Here is a 21,814-nt window from a genome sequence, read left to right on the forward strand (position 1 = left end):
AAGGAGTCGTTATGTTCAAGTCTTCGTTTACTCAACTTTCCTGCCGCACCGCCGTGGCCCTTGCGCTGGTCGCAAGCAGCACACAGGTGATGGCACATGGCTATTTAGAAAGCCCCAAAGCGCGCCAGGCGATTTGCCATGAGCAAGGAGGCTATTGGTGGCCTTCAGATGGGTCAGGTATCCCTAACGCCGCCTGTCGCGCTGCGTTCTTAGAATCGGGGCACTACCCGTTTGTGCAACACCATGAATCGGCGCAATTGGTGGCGGATTATCGCAATATGGATGCGGTGAAAGCGGCCGTTACCGATGGCAACTTATGTGGTGCCGGCGATCCTAATAAAGCCGGGATCAGTTTGCCCTCACCGGATTGGCAACGGACCGAGATCACCCCAGATGGCAATGGCCAAATTGACGTGCGCTTTCGCGCCACCACGCCTCATAACCCGAGCTTTTGGGAAATTTATCTCACCAAGCCAGATTACAACGGCGCGACCGATGCGCTGACGTGGGATGATCTCGAAAAGATCGACACCTTTGGCGATCTGCCCATTGTGATCGGCGATAACGGTAACCGGTATTATGAGATGACCGTGACCCTGCCCGCCGATCGTCAAGGTGATGCCATTATCTATAGCCGTTGGCAACGTATTGATCCGGCCGGAGAAGGCTTCTACAACTGTGCCGACATTACCATCACCCCTAGTCAGACCGCACCCGCCCAATGGCACGAGCTAGGATACTTTGTCCAACATCCACAAATGGCAGCATTGGGCGATCGCGTGCGGGCCCGCTTGCACAATCGCCAAGGCCAAGAAGTGGTGGATGTCACACTCACCCTGACGGACCAAAATGTGACGAATTGGCCACACGCGCTGGCGAGCCTTATCGAGCAACAGGCTAACGAGCCCTTACGTATCGGGGTGATGCGCCACGGCGAGATCCAGTTTAATGCCGATGACGTGGTGCAAAACCAAGTCTTTAGCCATCACGATAGCTATAGCTTCAACCTGTCGGTGATCCCGGCTACCGACGAACCCACCAGCAACCTGCCCGCATGGCGCGCATCTGAGGTCTATGTGGCCAAGGATCGCGTGCGCTACGGCGATAACATCTACCAAGCAAAATGGTGGACTAGAAACGAGCAACCCGGCGCTGCCCTTGTTTGGCAACGCGTGACACAATAAGGAGCAAACATGAAGCCAATGACCCTACTCTCTCTGGCGATTGCTGGGGCACTGGGCGCCAGCCACGCCGTGGCGGCCCCTTCAACCCCAAGTTTGGACTGGAAGCCACAAAACTATTCTTTTGTTGAAGTCGATGAATATGGCCGCGGATCGTACAAAGATCTAGTGCAGCGCGTGGATGAAGTCCAAATTGAAATTAAATGGAATGCCTGGTCCGGTGATGGCGGTGACAGCTACAAGGTGTACTTTGACGATCAGGTGGTCAATCAAGGCACTTTACCGGCAGGCACCCAATCCGGCACAGTCACTTTCCCCTATGACAAAGGCGGTCGTCACCAGCTTAAACTCGCCTTGTGTGAAGGCGGCGTGGATGGTCAGTGTGCGACCAGTGCCGCCAAACCCATCGTCATCGCAGACACCGACGGCGTCCATCTTGACCCACTGCCGATGAATGTCGACCCGAACAACAATGACTATCCCAAACAGCCTGATACCGTGGTGGGGGCATACTTTGTCGAATGGGGCATTTATGGTCGTAACTTCGATGTCAGTCAGGTGCCCGCGGGGAATCTCACCCACATCTTGTATGGCTTTATCCCCATTTGTGGCCCCAATGAGTCATTGGGCGACATCGAAAATGGCAACAGCTTGCGCGCACTTGAGCTCGCCTGCCAAGGCTCAGCAGACTATGAAGTGGCAATCCATGACCCATGGGCGGCGATTCAGAAAAAACTGCCCGGCACACCAGCTAAAGATCCGATTGGTGGCACCTACGCGCAAATGATGGCGCTCAAACAGCGTTACCCGGATCTGAAAATTCTCCCCTCCGTGGGCGGCTGGACCCTATCAGACCCCTTCTATGATTTCACCGACAAAGCCAACCGTGATGTCTTTGTTGCGTCGATGAAAGAGTTCCTACAAACCTGGAAATTCTATGATGGGGTCGACATTGACTGGGAGTACCCAGGCGGTGGCGGTGCCAACCCAGATTTGGGCAATCCAGATAAAGACAGCCAAGCCTATGCGGCCTTAATGCGTGAGCTGCGCGCGATGTTGGATGAGCTCGAGGCCGACACGGGCCGTGAGTACCAACTCACCTCGGCCGTGGGGGCCGGTTATGACAAAATCGCCAATGTCGATTACAGCGCCAGCGCGCCGTACATGGATTACATTTTTGCCATGACCTACGACTTTTTCGGCGCGTGGAATAATGTCACCGGTCACCAAACCGCCATTTACTGTGGCAGCCATATGAGCGCCGATGAATGTGATGGCACTGGCGTCGATGATAACAGCGAGCCCCGTAAAGGTCCTGCCTACACGCTCGATAATGGTGTGCAATTACTGCTCGAAAGCGGCGTGCCACCGGAAAAAATGGTGATCGGTACCGCGATGTACGGTCGTGGTTGGGAAGGCGTTTTCCCTGCCAATGCAACCGATCCTAGCAACCCGATGACCGCGCCCGGTAACGGCCCGATCAAAGGCAGCACCGCTGATGGTATTTGGGAAGCGGGCGTAATTGACTACAAAGGCGTCGTCACATCAATGCTCGGCAGCGCGGGTAACGGCATCAATGGATTTCAAACCGGTTATGATGAGCAAGCTGAAGCGGCCTACATTTGGAACCCTGACAACGGCAAGCTGGTCACTTACGACAACCCACGATCGGTCAAAGCCAAAGGCCAGTATGTTCGCAATCACAACTTCGCCGGTTTGTTTGCCTGGGAAATAGATGCCGACAATGGCGATATCCTCAATGCGATGCACGAGGGCTTAGCACAGGATGGTCAGCCGCCAGTCAACAACGCCCCAACTGTGAGTATCGCACAACAAAGCTATACGCTGGCGCCCGGATCGACGTTAACCATTGCCGCCAATGGGCGTGATCGGGATGGCGATACCCTGACCTATCGCTGGCAAGGCGATACGGCGCTGACCCTGACTAATAGCGACACGGATTCGGTCACGGTGACCGCCCCCGATGTGAGCACCAGCACCGACTATTCCCTGTCGGTGACGATATCGGATGGTCAAGCCAATGCCGAGACCAGCACTACTATTAAGGTAGTGGTACCGGGTGAAAACCAAGCCCCTACCGTGGCGCCTATCGCCCCAGTGAGCCTGAAAAGCGGTGAGCAAACCCGCGTGACGATTGAGGCGAACGATCCAGATGGCGATACACTCAGCTACACCTACCGTGCATCCGGCGATCTGGCCGTCTCTGGCAGCGGTGATCAGGTGACGCTGACCGCGCCCACCGTGACGGAGAATCGCGACTATGTGGTTACAGTAGAGGTCAGCGATGGCGACAAAACCACGCAAGCGCAATTTACAGTGACCGTGACGCCGACCAGTGGCTTGCCAATATGGGATGAAAACACCGTGTATGTCGGCGGCGATCGCGTCCTGTATCAAGGGGTTGAGTATCGCGCCAAGTGGTGGACCAAGGGGCAGCGCCCAGACCAAGGCGGGCCATGGGAGCGTGTCGGGGATAGCCAAGCCAACCAAAGCAGTGAATGGCAAGCGACCGTCGCTTATTCCGGCGGCGATGAGGTTGAATATAACAACCAACGCTACCAAGCCAAGTGGTGGACGCAAGGCGAAAAGCCGGGCAGCGCCGCGGTCTGGCAATTGCTGTAACGGTATCTCACTTCCCTAAATGACAAAACGCCCCAACAGGGGCGTTTTTCTTCAACGGTGGACAAGAGACAAGGCACTTAACGACGCTGACGCACCGCTTCATACAAACAGACGCCAGTTGCCACGGATACGTTCAAGCTCGATACGCTTCCTGACATGGGAATACGAATTAGCTCATCACAGGTTTCACGGGTCAAACGGCGCATGCCGTCTCCTTCCGCGCCCATCACTAAGGCTAGCGGCCCCACCAATTTGGTGTCGTAGACATCATGATCGGCTTCACCGGCGGTGCCCACAAACCACACGCCCTGCTCTTTGAGCGTCCGCATTGAACGCGCCAAGTTAGTAACACGCACCAAAGGCACCACTTCAGCTGCGCCACAGGCCACTTTGCGGGCCGTCGCGTTAAGCTGAGCAGATTTATCTTTCGGAACGATGACCGCACTCACTCCGGCTGCATCGGCAGTGCGCAGGCAAGCCCCCAAATTATGCGGGTCGGTGACACCGTCAAGTACCAGCAACAAAGGGTTCTCGGTATTAGCGAGGATCGCCTCCAAGTCATTCTCGTTGTACTGACGACCCGGTTTGACACGGGCAACAATCCCCTGATGCGACGCACCTTGAGTTTTGTCGTCTAACGCTTTGCGGCCCACTTGCTGAATACTCACGCCCAGCATCGCAATGTCATTGAGCACGGGGACCAAACGCTCGTCTTGACGCCCTTTTAATACCATCACTTCAATAAAGCGGGAAGGATCGGTTGCTAAAATCGCTTGGACGGCATGAATGCCGTAAATAACTTCACTACTCATGATTTACTTCTTTTTCTTACCCGCTTCGGCTTTTTGTTTTTTCGCCTTTTTCTTGCGTGCTTTTTGCGCAGGCGACTTTACTTTACTCTTTTTGCTTGGCTTATCCGCCGGCGCCTTATCGCCTTCAACACTTGGCACTGCGCCACGTTTAAGCTGTTGGCGTACCGAGGTTCGCTCACGGCGCGCTTGCGGATCTTTATTCGACTCCGCACGACCTTTTTTGCGCTTATCGCGTTCGGTTTTACCCGGGCGACGGGCTTTGCGCTCAGAGCCTACCAGTTCAAAGTCAATTTGTCGCTCATCAAGATTCACTGACAGCACTTTAACCGTTACCTGATCGCCAAGTCGGAACACGCGGCCAGAGCCTTCGCCCACCAGACGCTGACCTACCATATCAAAACGGTAATAGTCGTTATCTAGGTTGGAGATATGAACCAAACCATCGATATGCAGCTCATTGAGGCGAACAAAGAAGCCAAAACCGGTGACATTGGCAATCACGCCTTCCAGTTCATCGCCAACGTGATCTTGCATATATTCGCATTTAAGCCAATCCGACACATCACGGGTGGCATCATCGGCGCGACGCTCGGTTTTTGAACACTGCTCGCCGAGCACATCCATATCGTCAAATGAGTAGTGGTAGCCACCGGTCGGGGTCCAACGGTCTTGGTTTTTACCCGCTTGTTTGGCAATCAAGTATTTGAGTGCACGGTGCAACAGTAAATCCGGATAACGACGGATGGGCGAGGTAAAGTGGGCGTATTGTTTTAGCGCCAAACCAAAGTGACCTTGGTTATCCGCTTGATACACCGCTTGCTTCATCGAGCGGAGCAACATGGTCTGGATAAGCTCACTGTCCGCGCGACCATGGACCACGTGCATCAGTGCCGCGTAATCTTTCGGCGTCGGCTCTAGGCCGCCACTCAGGCTTAAGCCTAACTCGCCTAAGAAATCTTTAAAGCCACTAAGACGTTCTTCACCCGGTGCTTCGTGAACACGATATAATGCTGGCTCTTTGTGCTTCTCGACAAAACGCGCAGAGGCGACGTTGGCAAGAATCATACATTCTTCGATGATCTTGTGCGCATCGTTGCGCTCCACCGGCACAATACGGTCGATTTTGCGCTGTGCGTTGAAAATAAATTGGGTTTCCACCGTCTCAAACTCAATGGCGCCGCGTTGTTGGCGAGCCCCACTGAGCACCTTGTACATATCGTGCAAGGTTTCTAGATGTGGAACCAAGGTGTGATAACGCTCTCGCAAGGTCTCATCACCCTCTAAGATGTTAGACACCTTGGTGTAGGTTAAACGCGCATGTGAGTTCATCACCGCTTCATAGTGCTTGTAACCGGATAGTGCGCCTGACTCAGAAATTGTCATTTCACAGACCATACATAGACGATCAACCTGTGGATTGAGCGAGCATAGGCCGTTGGAAAGCACTTCTGGTAACATGGGCACCACTTGGTTGGGGAAGTACACCGAGTTACCGCGGTTTTGCGCTTCTTTATCCAGCGCAGAATCAGGCCGCACATAGTAACTAACATCGGCAATTGCCACCCACAAACGCCAGCCACCAGAACGTTTACGTTCACAGTAAACCGCATCATCAAAGTCACGGGCATCTTCACCGTCGATGGTCACCAGCGGCAGATCGCGTAGATCAACGCGGCCTTCTTTCGCTTTTTCCGGCACTTCCTCGTTCAAACTTTTAACTTGCTTGAGCACGGCATCCGGCCATTGATGAGGAATATCATGGGTGCGCATCGCGATTTCAATTTCCATGCCCGGCGCCATGTTTTCGCCCAGCACGTCAACAATCTTACCCATTGGGTTGGTTTGGCGAGTAGGACGTTGCATGATCTCAACCACCACTACATTGCCCATACGCGCGCCCTGAGTGTGATCTTTATCAATCACGATATCTTGGCCCAGGCGACTATCGTCTGGCACGACAAAGCCCATACCGTCTTCGACAAAATAACGCCCAACGATTTGGCCTTGACGTGCTTCCAACACTCGCACGACACGGGCTTCTTGGCGACCGCGCTTATCGGTGCCAACACCTTGCGCCAAAATGACATCGCCATGCATCACGCTACGCATTTGATGATACGGTAACGTCCAATCGTCATGATTGCCTTTCCCTTCAGGGCGCAAGAAGCCAAAACCATCACGGTGACCAATGACGGTCCCTTTAATCAGATCCAGACGCTCGGGCAAGGCATAGCACTTACGCCGAGTAAACACGAGTTGACCATCTCGCTCCATCGCACGCAGGCGTCGACGTAAACCTTCATACTGATCATCGCCGTCTAAACCGAGATGGGTAAACAGATTGTCGCGGCTCACTGGCGCCTTAAAGCTGCGGATCACTTCCAGCAAGTGCTCTCGGCTGGGAACCGGATTTTCATATTTTTCAGCTTCACGGGCCTGGTGTGGATCCGCAGCGATGTTGTTTGGCGTATTATTTGTCGAACCTGTGTCTTGCGACATAGACCTTTTCCTATTGGCGTATGTTGATTTCATTATATCTGTTAACTGTCGCGATTGCGCCGCGATGATCGCAGTTTGACGTTTTGTTTCAGCGCTTTGCTTGTAGGCAACGAGAGGAACATGGCGAACTGGCCATATCAAATCAGATTGGGAACAGATGAGTAAAGGGAGTATAGCGGATTTTGACGATAAAATCGCCTACAGTCAGAGGCTGGTAGTTACCAGTAACTGGTGCGTCTTTTAGCGCGAGCGATAATATTCTGAGGCATTCGCGCTTCAAGCGCTGAGCGTAATTCGGCAATACGATCACGCGTGCCAGAGTCTGCGGTAATGGTCTGATATAACCAGCGATAAGCATCCTCATAATCAAGCGGTGAACCGACGTCATCCACCAGCAACTCGGCCAGTTGAATTCGCGCGCGGGTATCCCCCAATGAAGCGGCTTCGCGCAGGTAAGGAATCGCGCGTCGTTGATCTTGCTGCACCAAGGTCCCATTCGCATAGTATCGCCCTAGCTGCTCCAATGCCGCAGGTAACCCTTGCTGCGCAGCCTGTTTCATGTAATACACACCGAGCTCGGCATCTTGATCAACGCATACGCCCCACGCCAACATATCGCCGTACAAGAACTCATAGGCGGGAGATCCCACACGTGTTGCCCGTACTTCGATGTCTTGTACGAGTTGGCATTCATCTTGTTCCACACGCTCAAGGTGTGAGTTGGTCTCGAATAAGGCGATCAGTTCACTTTCTTCATACAAGGGCACCGCTGGCCCCACATCCGCTCTAGCGGTTGCTGTTGCCAACGTCGTTACCGTTAGTAAAAGTGAAAAACTCAGCGTTCGAAACTTCATGCCTACTCGCTATTCAACCAAGAAACCCAACAGCAACGCGCGCGCTAACCGTGTGCTTTTTTGTATCGGCACCCTGCTTAATGACTTTAGCAAAGGCGGCAAGTTTTTTCCGCTTTCCACGCGATCTGGGTTCCAACCTCATCCAATAGCGATAAAAAAAGCCAGCGTTAAACGCTGGCTTCATGGTTTGTCTTCGCGCAAGCATTAGCTCTCGAAAGGATGAACCTTAATGATGGTTTCATTACGGTCTGGGCCAGTTGAAATCAGATCAATCGGCACGCCAGTCAAGGTTTCAATGCGCTTGATGTAATCAAGTGCAGCTTGTGGTAACTCGTCGAGTGACTTCACCCCAAAGGTGTTTTCGCTCCAACCCGGCATAGTCTCATAAACAGGCTCGATGTTTGCGTACGCATCCGCAGCCAATGGTGATACCTCTACCATGGTGCCGTCAGCCATCTTGTAACCGGTACAAATTTTGATTTCTTCCAAGCCGTCCATCACGTCCAGTTTGGTCAAACAAAAACCCGAGACCGAGTTAATCTGCACGGCACGGCGCATAGCCACCGCGTCAAACCAACCACAACGACGCTTACGACCCGTGGTTGCACCAAATTCCGCACCCTTAGTGCCTAGATGCATACCAATGTCGTCATCAAGTTCTGTTGGGAACGGACCTGCCCCTACTCGCGTGCAATAGGCTTTGGCGATACCTAGCACATAACCAAGATGACGAGGACCAAAACCAGAGCCTGCAGCCACACCGCCAGCGGTAGTGTTTGAGGAGGTGACATACGGATAAGTGCCGTGATCAATATCTAGCAAGGTGCCTTGTGCGCCTTCGAACATGATTTTGTCATCACGTTTGCGCGCATCATCGAGCTCTTGGGTGACATCAATCACCATACCGGTGAGGATGTCTGCTTGCTCCATGACCTTGGCTAAGGTGTCTTCATAGCTTACAGGTTCGACTTTATAGAAGTGCTCTAGCTGGAAGTTATGGAGTTCCATCACTTCTTTCAGCTTTTCAGCGAAGGCTTCTTTATCGAATAGGTCACCCACACGCAAACCACGGCGCGCCGCTTTGTCTTCGTACGCTGGGCCAATACCACGGCCTGTGGTGCCAATGGCTTTCTTGCCACGCGCTTTTTCACGCGCTGCATCCAACGCAATGTGATAAGGCAGGATCAAAGGACACGCTTCTGATAGGAATAGGCGCTCACGCACGGGCACGCCGCGTGCTTCCAGCTCACCCATTTCTTTCAGTAAAGCGTCTGGCGACAGCACCACACCATTACCGATAATGCATTTAACGTTGTTGCGGAGGATACCAGAAGGAATCAAGTGTAGGACGGTCTTTTCACCGTCAATGACAAGAGTATGACCTGCGTTGTGACCGCCTTGATAGCGAACCACGTATTTTGCATCTTCAGTCAAAAGATCAACGATCTTTCCCTTACCTTCGTCACCCCATTGGGTGCCGAGAACGACTACGTTATTACCCATCTTCTTCGATATGCAGCTAGTTAAAAAAGAATTCTAGCACCTTAAAAACTCGGTTGCAGTTATTTTTTAACCGTATTGTCGTTTTCTTTCCATGGGTTTGTCACGTCAAGCTGACAGCCGCGTTGTTAACCTAAGATGGAATAGGCGAATACGGCGCCAATCACCACTAAACATCCTCCGATACGTCGCAACTGATTATCCGGCTGCTGACTCAGCTCGGTCACCATTTGTCGCCATTGCTTGGGGAATAACATAGGCCCCAGCCCCTCGACAATTAATACCAGCGCGAGCGCCCCCCAGAATGTCATCATGATTCCTTCTCCTTTATTGAACTCTACTGTGCGCAATCATTACCCTATAAAAAAAAAGACAAGGCACGATGCCTTGTCTTTTCTGTCGGTGATAACGATTTATTGATCGATCACATCTGGCTGCTTCATGTATTTGAAGAAGTCACTTTTCGGATCAACAATCAACATATCGCCCTTGCTGTCAAAGCTCTCGCGATAGGCCTGTAGCGAACGTACAAAACTATAGAACTCAGGCTCTTTCTTGAACGCACGGGCAAAAAGCTGCGCCACTTCAGCGTCTGCTTCACCGCGTGTGATTCGCGCCTGACGCTCTGCTTGAGAAAGAATCGTGGCTACCTCAAGTTCTGCTTGTGCGCGAATAATTTCAGCCTGCTCACGACCTTGAGCACGATGACGACGCGCCACTGCTTCACGCTCTGCACGCATACGGGCATAGATGGATTCACTGATCTCGCTTGGAAGATTGATACGCTTGATACGCAAATCAATCAGCTCAATCCCTAAATCACGTATCCCCTCACCCGCGGCACGCTCCAACACACCTTCCATGACTTGGTCGCGCTTTTCAGACACTATCTCTTTGATGGTCTTGTTACCAATTTCGGCACGCAGACCGTCAGAAATACGACGTTGCAGCAGCGACTCAGCCGTGATCTTATTACCGCCCCCTGTGGCAAGGTAGTATTGACCAAAGTCTTTAATTCGCCACTTCAGATAAGAGTCGATAATGACATCTTTTTTCTCTGCAGTAACAAAGCGATCGGCACGGTCATCCATGGTTTGAATGCGCGCGTCGAGGGTCTTCACTCGGTCAAACAACGGCAACTTAAAGTGCAAACCTGGCTGATAGATTTTCGCGATCTCGTTATCCACTTTCAGGACACGTCCAAAGCGAATCACAATACTGCGTTCACCTTCACTCACCACGAAGATCGACATCAAAAATATCACGACCGCTAAGACTATAACCGGGATCATCATCTTACGCATGCTTAGTATCTCCCTTCACGTGATGAACCAGAACGCGGCGCCGATTCAGGCTGTTTTGGCTGAGAGCTTTGCTCCAGCTCAATGCCATACTGGCTGCTCGACGTTTCTTTACGCTGGTTAGGCCCAACGGCTGCCCCTCCCATCAACTTATCCAGCGGGAGATACAAGAGGTTGCTGTTTCCGCTTTGCGAATCCACCATCACCTTACTTGTACTGCTGTACACCTGTTCCATGGTTTGGATATACAGACGATTACGTGTCACGCGTGGCGCATCAATGTACTCTGGCAACAGCTTTTCGAATTGAGAGACTTCACCTTCTGCTTCATTGACCGTACGAGCTTTGTAACCCAATGCGGCTTTTTTCAGCGTTTCGGCTCGACCCGTTGCCTTTGGCAAGACGTCATTACGATACGCTTCTGCTTCACGAATAAAGCGCGCTTCATCCTCACGTGCTGCAATGGCGTCATCAAAGGCATCTTTTACCTGCTCTGGTGGTCGTGCGTACTGGAAGTTTACGTCGACAACAATCAAGCCCATGTTGTATTTATCAATGATCTGATTCAACTCAACTTGGGTGCGCTCACGCACTGCTTGACGACCTCGAGTGATAATATCATCCATCACAGAATCACCCACGACCGCACGAAGCGCTGAATCCGTTGCTTGACGCAAGCTGTCATCAGCATTGGTGACACTGTAGAGATACTGCTGAGCATCCATCACGCGATATTGGACATCCATTTCGACGTTGACCACGTTTTCATCTTTGGTCAGCATCAAACCTGAACTGTTTAGCGAGCGGATTGATTCCATATCAACCGTTCTCACGGTATCAACAAACGTCGGTTTCCAGTTAAGGCCAGGTTGCACGACACGATCATACTGACCGAACCGAAGCACCACACCACGCTGCGCTTCGCCAATGGTATAGAAACCGGAAATACCCCATACGATAATACCGATGAGTGCGAGGACACCTAGCCCCGCCATTCCGCCACCGAAAGAAGGTCCTTTGCCTTTCCGGCCACCAAAGCCACCCAGTTTGCGGCTTAGTTTATTAAACAATTCATCAAGATCGGGTGGTCCTTGATTACGGCCACCACGATTCCCCCAGGGGTCTTTGTCGGGACCGCCATTGTTTCCTGGCTCATTCCACGCCATTCGCGCACTCCATCAAATTGATCTGACGATAATTTTTTACTCTAGCAGCCTATTCACTGACGATAAAGTCGCCAAGCTGGTTGCCTTCTCTTTTTTCTAACCGATGCCAGTCTGTTTGCGGCAGCCTAACATCGACTAATAGATGCCCATCGTCTTGGTATTCTTCACTGACAATGCATCGCATCTGGTGAAATTTACTTTGCATCCGACCCGCTAGATTTGGCGGTAGTCGTAATCGATGCCGCACCATGGTACCGGCCAAACGCTCGGTCAGCGCGTCAAAGATGAGCGCAATACCTTGCCCCGACAAGGCTGAAACCCATACGGCTTTCGGCACGCCCTCGTCGTCTCGTTCAATACGAGGCTCAGCCTGATCCAGACTATCTATTTTATTCATGATAAGTAGACGTGGCACATCATCGGCTTCAATCTCTTCGAGCACGCTGTCAACAGCCTCAATGTTGCCACTCAATCGCTCATCACTGGCGTCAACCACATGCAACAATAAGCTCGCTTCTTGCGTTTCTTGCAATGTCGCTTTAAACGCCGCCACCAAATCATGTGGCAAATGGCGAATGAAACCGACGGTATCGGCTAAAATCGCGGTGCCGACATCTTCGACTTCAATCCGACGTAAGGTCGGATCCAAAGTAGCAAACAGTTGATCGGCTGCATAAACGCCAGCTTCGGTAATCCGATTAAACAGCGTCGACTTACCCGCATTGGTATACCCCACCAGCGATACCGTTGGTACCTCGGCACGCGCTCGCGCACGTCGTCCTTGCTCGCGCTGCTTGGCCACTTTGTCTAACCGACGCAAAATCGCTTTTACCCGATCACGCAATAAGCGACGATCCGTTTCTAACTGGGTTTCCCCTGGGCCACGTAAACCGATCCCCCCTTTCTGACGTTCAAGGTGGGTCCAGCCACGCACGAGTCGGGTAGAAAGATGCCGTAACTGCGCTAATTCAACCTGCAATTTACCCTCATGCGTACGTGCACGCTGCGCGAAAATATCGAGAATGAGGCCTGTTCGGTCCAATACTCGACATTTAAATCTCTGCTCCAGATTACGCTCTTGGGCGGCAGACAAGGTATGATTGAAGATCACCACATCGGCCCCGACATGCTGCACGGTCTCTGCAATTTCTTGGGCTTTTCCCTCGCCGACAAAATATTTCGGGTGAGGAGACTGACGGCTGCCGACAACAACTTGCAAGGCGTCGACACCCGAGGACGAAACCAGCATTTGAAACTCACTGAGATCATCCCACTCGCCATCATGGGTAAAATTAATATGAACGAGTACAGCCTGTTCACCGGCCTCGTAACGGTCAAACAAGCGAAAGACTCCTTAGCAATTGAATACTCACTCCTCAGGTTTTTCTTGCTGACGATCGCCCTGTGGACGCTCTCCAGCCCCTTGGTTATTATTGTGATGGCTCACGGCACGTGCCGGCACCACAGTAGAAATGGCATGCTTGTACACCATTTGATTCACGGTGTTTTTCAGCAAGATCACAAACTGATCAAACGATTCGATTTGCCCTTGTAACTTAATGCCATTCACAAGGTAAATGGAAACAGGAATACGCTCACGACGTAACGCATTTAGGAATGGGTCTTGTAATGATTGCCCCTTAGCCATTAGTTCTTTTCCTTATTTGTTTGTAATTGTAGTCAATGTCGCGGTTAAGCAGCGTCCTTGTCAGTGACAGTATACATCAAGTTTCCGTCCCTGCCGTCAACGCTTTTGTCACCGTTTGTAAAGACAGTGACGGCGCGTCACTGTCAAGCCACGTCACATTTTCCCAGCCTCGCAGCCAAGTTATCTGACGTTTGGCTAACTGGCGCGTCGCGCAAATCCCACGGTAAACGGCTTCATCATGGGTGCTACGTCCGGCCAAATAATCCCACATTTGGCGATATCCAACACAGCGGATCGAGGGCAGATCGGGATGCAGATCCTCTCGCTCAAACAGTGTACGTACCTCCTTTTCAAAGCCCGCTTCAACCATTTTGTCAAATCTGAGCTCAATGCGGCGATGCAACTCACCTCGTTCCTGAGGCGCTATTGCAAATTGGTGTACCTGATACGGCAAAGGTTCACCTTTTTTTTCCGTCAATGCGGTCAGGGTTTGTCCACTGATACGGTACACCTCAAGTGCCCGCATAATCCGCTGCGGATCGTTGCGATGGATCCGCGCACCAGAAACAGGATCAACATCACATAACTGTGCATGAAGCGCTTCCCAGCCATGCTGCTGCGCTTCTTTTTCTAATGCGTCACGCACACTAGGATCCGCACTGGGTAATGGCGATAACCCTTCTAATAACGCTTTAAAATACAACATGGTGCCCCCAACCAACAGAGGGATCTTGCCATTCGACACGATCTTCTTCATTTCTGTGAGGGCGTCTTCACGAAAGTCGGCTGCGGAATAAGCCTGAGCGGGATCTCGAATGTCGATGAGGCGATGCGGCGCCTGTGCTAATTCGTCAGCGGTTGGCTTGGCGGTACCAATATCCATCCCTCGATAAATTAAGGCCGAATCAACACTAATAATTTCAACCGGCATGGTATTGCGTAATGCAATGGCCAGATCCGTTTTTCCCGAGGCGGTTGGCCCCATCAAAAAAATGGCCTTAGGCAGCGGATTAGTCATGTTGTAATGCTTCTATTGCTGAGGTTAGGTCGAGGCGCGTAAACAAGCGTTGTCGCCCTTTTTCCAACGCCTCACCCTGCCAATACTGTTCAATTTCCGATACGGTCTGTACCGCTTGCGCAAGGCTGACTGGATCCGATGCAACTGTCAACTGCTTTGCCAGCCAACCCAACAGGTTCGCACGGTGATCCGGATTAGATTGGCTGGGGTCTAAGCCGCCTAAAAAGTTCAGCAGGGCTGGAACAAAGGCTTGCAGATTCTGTTGCCGCAGTGGTTGGCACACAGACATCACCATTAACTGCTGGCCTTTTACCCGAATATGAATACCAAATTGCCCCAGTAACGTTTGATAGTGGCTAATCGCATCACATTCGGATGCAGACGCGGATAAACGTTGTGGAATTAATAAAGGCTGAGTCACTAATCCCTCCGCCAAGGCTGGTTGTAACGCTCCTTGATGACGCCAGCTTTCTAACCGATGATGATCAGCTAACCATAAATCCTCACCCCACGACATCAGCACATAATGCTGATCAATCACCGCGAGTACCTTTCCCAAACCAGGTTGACCACTTACTATCTTAGCTGGTGCCATACACGTGCTTACGCTAACCGGCGAAGGCGACTGCTCACTCGATGTCGCCTCATCCTTCGCATCGTCAGTGTGAACGGCGGCTCGCGGCGTCATTAACCTTTGATAGGCTTGGGTCGCGTGCTTGGAAGGCGTACTCGAACGGTCAGCGCGCGAAGCTTGCCCTTTTGCTGGCCATGACGACTCGGTTGACTGCTTCCCCGGATAAGCGGGGAAGGCATTCACCGCTTGCTGATAGGGATGGTCGGTTGCCACGGCCGATGCTCGAGGCTGATAAGACACTGTCTCTCTGACCTCGCCGGTCTCTGGATTGACCGTCTCGTCGATGGGTAACGATGATTGTTGCAGCCCGTCATAAATCGCTTGATAAATAAAGTCATGCACCAGCCGTGCTTGATGAAAGCGGACTTCATGCTTCGCCGGATGAACGTTAACGTCTACCTGATGCGGATCCACATCGATATAAAGCACATAAGCGGCATACTGATCGGGCGCCAAGCTTTGCTCATACCCTTGGCGGATAGCATGGTTGATCAATTTATCTTTCATCATGCGCTGATTCACAAAACAATGCTGCATATCGTTTTGCTGCCGCGCGCCATCAGGGGTACATATCCAACCGCGCAGCGCCATATCATGATGGGTCAAGTCAATCCGCAGCGCATGATCAATAAATTTTTGCCCGCAGATGGCTTTTAGACGACGTAGAGGATCCCCCTTTTCAGGGATACGCCGATATTGGCGAACCTGCGTGCCGTTGTGGCGCAGGTTAATGGTAATATCAAATCGGCTCAAAGCGATACGTCGCAGCAACTCATCAATATGGCTGAACTCGGTTTTATCGGTACGCAAGAACTTACGTCGGGCTGGCGTGTTAAAAAATAAATCCACCACTTCCACGGTACAACCCACCGGATGCGCTGCCGGTTTCACGCTAACGACCATATCGCGTCCTTCAGCAAAGGCTGACCACGCTTCTTGCTGTTCCGCGGGGCGAGAGGTAATGGTAAGGCGCGAAACGGCGCTCACACTCGCTAACGCCTCTCCCCGAAAGCCCAAGCTCATGATCGCTTCTAAATCATCCAGGCTGTGGATTTTGGAGGTCGCATGGCGACTTAATGCCAGCTGTAAATCTGTTTTGCTGATCCCAACACCATTATCACGGACACGAATGAGCTTACTGCCGCCTTTTTCAATATCGACGTCAATACGGGTTGCGCCGGCATCAATACTGTTTTCCACCAGCTCTTTAACCACCGATGCTGGCCGCTCGACCACTTCGCCCGCGGCGATTTGGTTGGCGAGTCGAGCGGGTAATATCTCAATCGCCATATCAGCTTCCTGGAATAATTAAGGTTTGTCCGACCGCCAGGGTATCTGAGCCGAGTTCATTGGCACGACGTAAGCTTTCGATCGTCACCCCATAATTACTGGCAATTTTACCGAGGTATTCACCGCGTTTCACTTTGTGCTTGATGGCCGGTGATGTCGCACCAGGGACCTTCAGTTTTTGCCCGACCCAAAGGGTATCGGACTTGAGATTGTTCGCTTGGCGAAGCGTGCTCAGTGAGACTTGATACTGCTCGGCGATTTTACCGAGAAATTCGCCTCGGCTCACGGTATGAGTCAGGGTTTGTGTGGATGCCCGCTCGGCTTTACCGGCTAACTTAGCCACATCGACATTTGGAATTGATAGCACTTGTCCCACCTGCAGCGTGCTTGAGGTTAAGCCGTTCGCCGATTTTATCGCAGCTATTGAGCTTTGATACTGTTTGGCGATAACTGAGAGGGACTGTCCCGGGCTGACTTTGTGTTTTACCCCGTTTTTGCGCGCGGCAAACAAGGTGCCGTCAGGAGGAAAGCGTTCAAAATAATTACGAATACCGTGATAAATGGCATTCGCCAAACCACGTTGATGCCCTCGTTGGAACAACAAACGCTCTTCTTGCGGATTAGAAATAAATCCGGTCTCTACCAACAAAGACGGGATATCCGGCGATTTGAGCACGGCCAAACTCGCATGCTCAGGGCTCGATTTATGCAGCTTGGTCACTTTACCCAGCTCTTTAAGCACCCGAGTCGCGACGTTGTAGCCTTCTTTTTGCGAGTTACTAAACTGCAAGTCCAACACCGCACGGCTTAAATATTCGTCCTCGTTATTTTGTGCGAGCAAAGAGCCACCACCTAACAAGTTGGATTGCTCTTCATGTTTTTCAATCCAGCGACCAATTTCGCTGTTCGCTCGACGGCGTGAGAGCACCCACACCGAGGCACCACGAGGTTGTGGCTGATGAAAACCGTCGGCATGCACTGAGACGAGTAAATGGGCTTTGTGTTTGCGTGCGATTTCAGAACGCTGATTCAAATCAACAAAATAGTCACCGGTACGGGTCAAGACGGCCCGCATTCCCGGCACCGCATTGATGCGTGCAGCCGCTTGTTTAGCAATGGCAAGATTGACATCTTTTTCCTGCTTGCGACGCGGCCCAATGGCGCCGGGATCGTTACCGCCGTGCCCGGGGTCAATCGCGACGACAATGTCTTCAGTGCCAAAGGGTAAAGCCGCGACCGTCTCACGCCGCTTCTTTTCCGCTACCGAGAGTGTCGGTTTGTTCTTATCCACTTTTTGCGCGTGCGGTAAATCAACCACTAAACGGTGGCCATACTCGCCTCCCGGTGCGAGAGAAAATATCGTCGGCTTAGCGTCATTTTTTAACTCAAAAACCAGTCGATACGTGCTGGCATCAGGGGGACTGCTCTTGCGGATTTTAGTCAGAATATCGCTGCCTTTAACCTGCTTTGGCAAGCCGGTGGCGAGCTGACTTTGTTTCAAGTCGACCACAAGTCGGTCCGGACGTGTTAAAGAAAAATAACTAAAATCCGCCTTTTCAGCGAGATCAACCACCACCCGGGTTTCATTCGGTGCCGGCCACACCCGAATATTTTCGATTTTGTTGGCCCAACTTGTTGCACTCAACAAACTGGCGATCATCAAGATGCAAAGCCGCTGCCACATCATGCTAGTCTTCCCATTCTAGGCGGTCGATAATAGCCAGGCCTGCCGCGCTATTGGCATCAATAATAAGGTTGCGCTGCTCACCGTCGTAACGCAGAGTGATATCCAGATCGGCATGCGGTAACCAGCCTTCTCCCTTTTCTGGCCATTCAATTAAGCACAGCGCTTGTTGATTAAAATAATCTCGGATCCCCATAAACTCTAACTCTTCTGGATCCGCCAAACGGTAGAGATCGAAATGATACACTTGCCAAGGTGTTAGCTCATAAGGTTCAACCAAGGTATAGGTTGGACTTTTGACATTACCGGTATGCCCCATCGCCTGGATAAAACCGCGGCAAAACGTGGTCTTTCCCGCACCAAGATCGCCATGTAGATAGCAGGTTGTACTTTGCGTACAAGCACGCGCCAGTGCCGCGCCGAAAGCCACCGTGCGATCCGCATCGGTCAACTGAGTGATAAAAGTCTGGGTCATACTACTTTGGGATCTCGTCTGTTATTTATGTCATAAACGGCTCTGATTACTGAACCAGGCGCGTTTCTCTAATCCACTAACTGCTGCAAATAGGGAAACAAATCGCTGGCGAGCAATCCTCTTTCACCGGCCTGAGCGGCGTAATCACCCGCTTTACCATGAAGGTAGCAACCCAATGTTGCCGCCGAGAATAAATCAACGCCTTGCGCCAACAAACTACCGATTACCCCCGAGAGAACATCGCCCATACCCCCAGACGCCATGCCAGGATTGCCCACATTTGCAACAGCATAATCTGTGCCATCATATACGATCGTTCCTGCCCCTTTAAGCAAAACGACACCACCATACCGTGTTTGTATCGCTTTGACGGCGGCAAAACGATCGAGTTCCACCTCTTTTACTTCACAGCCCAATAAGCGAGCGGCCTCGCCTGGATGAGGCGTGAGAATCCAATCGTCGCGGTGTTGGGGTTGCCGCGCTAATTTATTTAATCCATCCGCATCAACAACCTTAGGCAACCGTGCCGAGAGGGCAATGGTCCAGAGTGCATCCGACCACGCACTCTGGCCAAGTCCAGGGCCGATAACAATATGGGTGGCCCAAGACAAGGCATCACCTAATGATTGGCCCGGCGCCCAGCTTTGCGTCATTAGCTCAGGCTGACGCGTGACGAGCATCAAGGTATGGTCTTTTTGCGTCACAACTTTGACGAGGCCGGCGCCAGTGCGTAACGCAGCTTGGGCACAAAGCGTCACGGCACCGGCCATACCATGGTCACCGCCTAAACAAAGAACGCGACCAAATTGCCCTTTATGTGCGCTGCGCGCTCGGGGCGGGAGGCATTGCGTTTTGATATCGTCACTGATCAGCTGCCCAGCCGGTTCCGCTTGACGTGCAAAGGCTGTTGCTACATTGAGACCAGCAAAAATAAGTTCACCGCGATGCGTGACCGCTTGCCCGGTTAATAAGCCTTGTTTTAATGCAATCAAGGTAACCGTTATATCCGCTGCGATTGCCACACCTTTTACACAGCCACTGTTGGCACATAAGCCAGACGGAATATCAACCGCCACCACTGGCACGTGGCAATGATTAATCACCCTGACCGCTTGGGCAAAATCGCCTTCAACCGCGCGCGATAAACCGGTGCCCAACATGGCATCGACAATAACATCAAACTGCGTGACGGTAGGCTGGGTCTTAATAACGCTTCCACCACAATCTTGCCACTCTTGCCAAGCGGTTGCCGCGTCGCCACTAAGTTTTTCTGGCGCGACCAATGACCATATGGTGACATTTAATCCCGCTGATTTCGCCAACCGAGCAATCACATAACCATCGCCGGCGTTGTTGCCCGCACCACAGACGATCAATAACCGTGCCGCGTTAGGGTAATACTGATTGATACTATCAAAGACGGCTTGGCCCGCTCTTAACATCAGCTGATACATAGGAATATCCAACGCACGCGCGACAGCCTGTTCGCCTTCACGAACTTGCTCTGCACGATAGAAACTCTGTGGTAAACTTGTCGCCATCAACTGCCTCCATTGATTGTACTGCACCACTTAAGGCCTCAGGATCTACCGCTATGTCGCAACCCACGCCCGATGCATCGATTAATTTCGACCAATTAGCCCAACGTATCAAGCAATGGGGACAAGCGCTAGGCTTCCAGCATGTCGGGATCACGGATGTTGATCTCAAGCAACATGAGGCGCAACTGCAACGTTGGCTCGACAATGGCTATCACGGTGAGATGGCGTGGATGGCGCGACATGGCATGATGCGTGCGCGCCCAGAGGAGTTGGTGCCTGGTACGGTACGCGTGATCAGTGTACGCATGAATTATTTACCACCAGAAGCGGGATTTGCCACCACATTGGCCAATCCACGTTTAGGTTATGTGAGTCGCTATTCTTTAGGGCGCGACTATCACAAACTCATCCGCAACCGATTGAAAAAGCTGGGGCAGCAAATCGAAGCCGAGGTTGGTCCCTATGGCTATCGTCCTTTTGTCGACTCGGCACCTATTTTAGAACGTCCGTTGGCAGAAAAAGCAGGGTTAGGATGGACAGGTAAACACTCATTGATCCTTAACGAAGAAACGGGATCCTGGTTTTTCCTCGGCGAGCTATTGGTTGATCTCCCTTTACCGACGGATACTCCCGTTGATAATCAGTGTGGCAAGTGCGTTGCTTGTATGACGAGCTGCCCAACCCAAGCGATTGTTGCGGAAGGCGTGGTCGATGCCCGGCGCTGTATTTCCTACCTCACCATTGAATATGATGGTGTGATCCCTATGGAGTTTCGCCACGCGATAGGTAACCGCATTTACGGTTGCGATGACTGCCAGCTCGTTTGTCCATTCAACCGCGAGGCTGAACTCACCTTAGAAGCCGACTTTCACTGTCGCCCTAGCCTTGATCAACAGCCGCTCACCACACTTTTTAATTGGGATGAGGACACTTTTTTATCCTTAACGCAAGGGTCGGCTATTCGTCGTATTGGGATTAAAAAGTGGCGACGCAATCTTGCTATCGCGATGGGCAACGCGCCTTATGATCCAGAGATCGTTGCGAGCTTACGAGCCCGACATGGAGAGGATGCATTGGTTGATGCACATATAGAGTGGGCGCTCGGTGAGCAAGAAAGCAAACGACAGCGCATTGATGTGGCCGTACTCCCCACCGGCACTCGCCGCCTGGTGCGCATCATTGAAAAAGGGTTACCGCGAGACGCTTAGCACTGTTAAATAGCAGAAAGATGACGCCATTCACATTATGTGGAAAACTAATAAGCAATGTGTGTTTATGGTGCACTTTTTGATAGTTAAACACATAGGCAGGGCATTAAGCGAGCAAGATCACGATAGTGAATAACACTGTGGAAAAGCATTAGTTAACCTGGAAAAAAATACACTATTCCCCTTTATTTTCAGCTAAATAGAGAAAAATGGTGTTTATTACAGGTGTACAACATCATCCTCGTGCTTGCTGACAAGATCACCAGCGTGGCGGGCTTTATAGAATTCATCAACCAAGTTATCCACAAAACGAATCTTGTGGATAAAGCTGTGCATTAGTAATTAAAAGCACACCAATAC

General features: G+C 51.6%; 17 protein-coding genes. 3 read left to right on the top strand and 14 right to left on the bottom strand.

All coding sequences use genetic code 11. The annotated features are described in order from the left end of the window. The first annotated feature begins 11 nt into the window (after positions 1–11). The gene (locus BZG80_RS00445; protein WP_077678536.1) at positions 12–1,184 is read left to right on the top strand and encodes a lytic polysaccharide monooxygenase; all 1,173 of its coding nucleotides are present in this window, start codon (positions 12–14) and stop codon (positions 1,182–1,184) included. Positions 1,185–1,193: 9 nt separating this feature from the next. After that, positions 1,194–3,824, top strand: a complete 2,631-nt coding sequence (locus BZG80_RS00450; protein WP_077678537.1) for a glycosyl hydrolase family 18 protein — start codon at positions 1,194–1,196, stop codon at positions 3,822–3,824. 77 nt (positions 3,825–3,901) lie between these two features. Here BZG80_RS00450 and rlmB read toward each other — a convergent pair whose 3' ends face one another. The 14 genes from rlmB to BZG80_RS00525 form a co-directional block, all read right to left on the bottom strand. Then, positions 3,902–4,636, bottom strand: coding sequence for a 23S rRNA (guanosine(2251)-2'-O)-methyltransferase RlmB (rlmB, locus tag BZG80_RS00455; RefSeq protein ID WP_077460011.1), 735 nt, complete (start codon positions 4,634–4,636; stop codon positions 3,902–3,904). A 3-nt stretch (positions 4,637–4,639) separates the two neighbouring features. Further along, entirely contained in the window at positions 4,640–7,135 is a 2,496-nt protein-coding gene (gene rnr, locus BZG80_RS00460; protein ID WP_077660554.1) for a ribonuclease R, read from the bottom strand. Positions 7,136–7,353: 218 nt separating this feature from the next. After that, entirely contained in the window at positions 7,354–7,989 is a 636-nt protein-coding gene (motX, locus tag BZG80_RS00465; RefSeq protein ID WP_021023486.1) for a flagellar protein MotX, read from the bottom strand. Positions 7,990–8,193: 204 nt separating this feature from the next. Continuing rightward, positions 8,194–9,492: an adenylosuccinate synthase gene (locus BZG80_RS00475; protein ID WP_025744518.1), complete on the bottom strand. Its 1,299-nt coding sequence runs from the start codon at positions 9,490–9,492 to the stop codon at positions 8,194–8,196. Between the two features lie 125 nt (positions 9,493–9,617). Continuing rightward, positions 9,618–9,803 (bottom strand): DUF2065 domain-containing protein, encoded by a 186-nt coding sequence (locus tag BZG80_RS00480; RefSeq protein ID WP_021023483.1) that lies wholly within the window; start codon positions 9,801–9,803, stop codon positions 9,618–9,620. Positions 9,804–9,902: 99 nt separating this feature from the next. After that, on the bottom strand, positions 9,903–10,793 hold the full coding sequence (gene hflC, locus BZG80_RS00485) for a protease modulator HflC (protein ID WP_021023482.1): 891 nt from the start codon (positions 10,791–10,793) through the stop codon (positions 9,903–9,905). Positions 10,794–10,795: 2 nt separating this feature from the next. Beyond that, the gene (hflK, locus tag BZG80_RS00490) at positions 10,796–11,956 is read right to left on the bottom strand and encodes an FtsH protease activity modulator HflK (RefSeq protein ID WP_021023481.1); all 1,161 of its coding nucleotides are present in this window, start codon (positions 11,954–11,956) and stop codon (positions 10,796–10,798) included. A gap of 49 nt (positions 11,957–12,005) precedes the next feature. Then, positions 12,006–13,298: a ribosome rescue GTPase HflX gene (hflX, locus tag BZG80_RS00495; RefSeq protein ID WP_077460015.1), complete on the bottom strand. Its 1,293-nt coding sequence runs from the start codon at positions 13,296–13,298 to the stop codon at positions 12,006–12,008. A 27-nt stretch (positions 13,299–13,325) separates the two neighbouring features. Beyond that, on the bottom strand, positions 13,326–13,604 hold the full coding sequence (gene hfq, locus BZG80_RS00500; RefSeq protein ID WP_021023479.1) for an RNA chaperone Hfq: 279 nt from the start codon (positions 13,602–13,604) through the stop codon (positions 13,326–13,328). A gap of 76 nt (positions 13,605–13,680) precedes the next feature. Further along, positions 13,681–14,622, bottom strand: coding sequence for a tRNA (adenosine(37)-N6)-dimethylallyltransferase MiaA (gene miaA, locus BZG80_RS00505; RefSeq protein WP_077669287.1), 942 nt, complete (start codon positions 14,620–14,622; stop codon positions 13,681–13,683). Beyond that, the gene (gene mutL / locus BZG80_RS00510) at positions 14,615–16,546 is read right to left on the bottom strand and encodes a DNA mismatch repair endonuclease MutL (RefSeq protein ID WP_077678539.1); all 1,932 of its coding nucleotides are present in this window, start codon (positions 16,544–16,546) and stop codon (positions 14,615–14,617) included. The genes miaA and mutL overlap by 8 nt, the downstream gene beginning before the upstream one ends. A 1-nt stretch (position 16,547) precedes the next feature. Further along, the gene (locus tag BZG80_RS00515) at positions 16,548–18,233 is read right to left on the bottom strand and encodes an N-acetylmuramoyl-L-alanine amidase (RefSeq protein ID WP_077660556.1); all 1,686 of its coding nucleotides are present in this window, start codon (positions 18,231–18,233) and stop codon (positions 16,548–16,550) included. A 1-nt stretch (position 18,234) separates the two neighbouring features. Next, a complete protein-coding gene (gene tsaE, locus BZG80_RS00520) occupies positions 18,235–18,705 on the bottom strand; it encodes a tRNA (adenosine(37)-N6)-threonylcarbamoyltransferase complex ATPase subunit type 1 TsaE (RefSeq protein WP_021023475.1) in 471 nt (156 codons plus the stop codon). A gap of 68 nt (positions 18,706–18,773) precedes the next feature. After that, positions 18,774–20,246 carry a bifunctional ADP-dependent NAD(P)H-hydrate dehydratase/NAD(P)H-hydrate epimerase gene (locus BZG80_RS00525; protein ID WP_028569672.1) on the bottom strand — a complete coding sequence of 491 codons (1,473 nt, stop codon included), beginning with the start codon at positions 20,244–20,246 and terminating at the stop codon, positions 18,774–18,776. Between the two features lie 80 nt (positions 20,247–20,326). On the opposite strand from BZG80_RS00525, the gene queG reads away from it, so the two are divergent. Continuing rightward, the gene (queG, locus tag BZG80_RS00530; RefSeq protein ID WP_158011514.1) at positions 20,327–21,454 is read left to right on the top strand and encodes a tRNA epoxyqueuosine(34) reductase QueG; all 1,128 of its coding nucleotides are present in this window, start codon (positions 20,327–20,329) and stop codon (positions 21,452–21,454) included. Positions 21,455–21,814 lie beyond the last annotated feature (360 nt).

Origin of the sequence: Salinivibrio sp. MA440 (assembly GCF_001996265.1) — a bacterium.
Classification (GTDB): domain Bacteria; phylum Pseudomonadota; class Gammaproteobacteria; order Enterobacterales; family Vibrionaceae; genus Salinivibrio; species Salinivibrio costicola.

What these genes read in the sequence shown, in the direction of transcription:
- BZG80_RS00445 (WP_077678536.1), top strand. Translation starts at nt 12, where the DNA reads ATGTTCAAGTCTTCGTTTACTCAACTTTCCTGCCGCACCGCCGTGGCC.
- BZG80_RS00450 (WP_077678537.1), top strand. Translation starts at nt 1,194, where the DNA reads ATGAAGCCAATGACCCTACTCTCTCTGGCGATTGCTGGGGCACTGGGC.
- rlmB (WP_077460011.1), bottom strand. Translation starts at nt 4,636, where the DNA reads ATGAGTAGTGAAGTTATTTACGGCATTCATGCCGTCCAAGCGATTTTA.
- rnr (WP_077660554.1), bottom strand. Translation starts at nt 7,135, where the DNA reads ATGTCGCAAGACACAGGTTCGACAAATAATACGCCAAACAACATCGCT.
- motX (WP_021023486.1), bottom strand. Translation starts at nt 7,989, where the DNA reads ATGAAGTTTCGAACGCTGAGTTTTTCACTTTTACTAACGGTAACGACG.
- BZG80_RS00475 (WP_025744518.1), bottom strand. Translation starts at nt 9,492, where the DNA reads ATGGGTAATAACGTAGTCGTTCTCGGCACCCAATGGGGTGACGAAGGT.
- BZG80_RS00480 (WP_021023483.1), bottom strand. Translation starts at nt 9,803, where the DNA reads ATGATGACATTCTGGGGGGCGCTCGCGCTGGTATTAATTGTCGAGGGG.
- hflC (WP_021023482.1), bottom strand. Translation starts at nt 10,793, where the DNA reads ATGCGTAAGATGATGATCCCGGTTATAGTCTTAGCGGTCGTGATATTT.
- hflK (WP_021023481.1), bottom strand. Translation starts at nt 11,956, where the DNA reads ATGGCGTGGAATGAGCCAGGAAACAATGGCGGTCCCGACAAAGACCCC.
- hfq (WP_021023479.1), bottom strand. Translation starts at nt 13,604, where the DNA reads ATGGCTAAGGGGCAATCATTACAAGACCCATTCCTAAATGCGTTACGT.
- miaA (WP_077669287.1), bottom strand. Translation starts at nt 14,622, where the DNA reads ATGACTAATCCGCTGCCTAAGGCCATTTTTTTGATGGGGCCAACCGCC.
- mutL (WP_077678539.1), bottom strand. Translation starts at nt 16,546, where the DNA reads ATGGCGATTGAGATATTACCCGCTCGACTCGCCAACCAAATCGCCGCG.
- BZG80_RS00515 (WP_077660556.1), bottom strand. Translation starts at nt 18,233, where the DNA reads ATGATGTGGCAGCGGCTTTGCATCTTGATGATCGCCAGTTTGTTGAGT.
- tsaE (WP_021023475.1), bottom strand. Translation starts at nt 18,705, where the DNA reads ATGACCCAGACTTTTATCACTCAGTTGACCGATGCGGATCGCACGGTG.
- BZG80_RS00525 (WP_028569672.1), bottom strand. Translation starts at nt 20,246, where the DNA reads ATGGCGACAAGTTTACCACAGAGTTTCTATCGTGCAGAGCAAGTTCGT.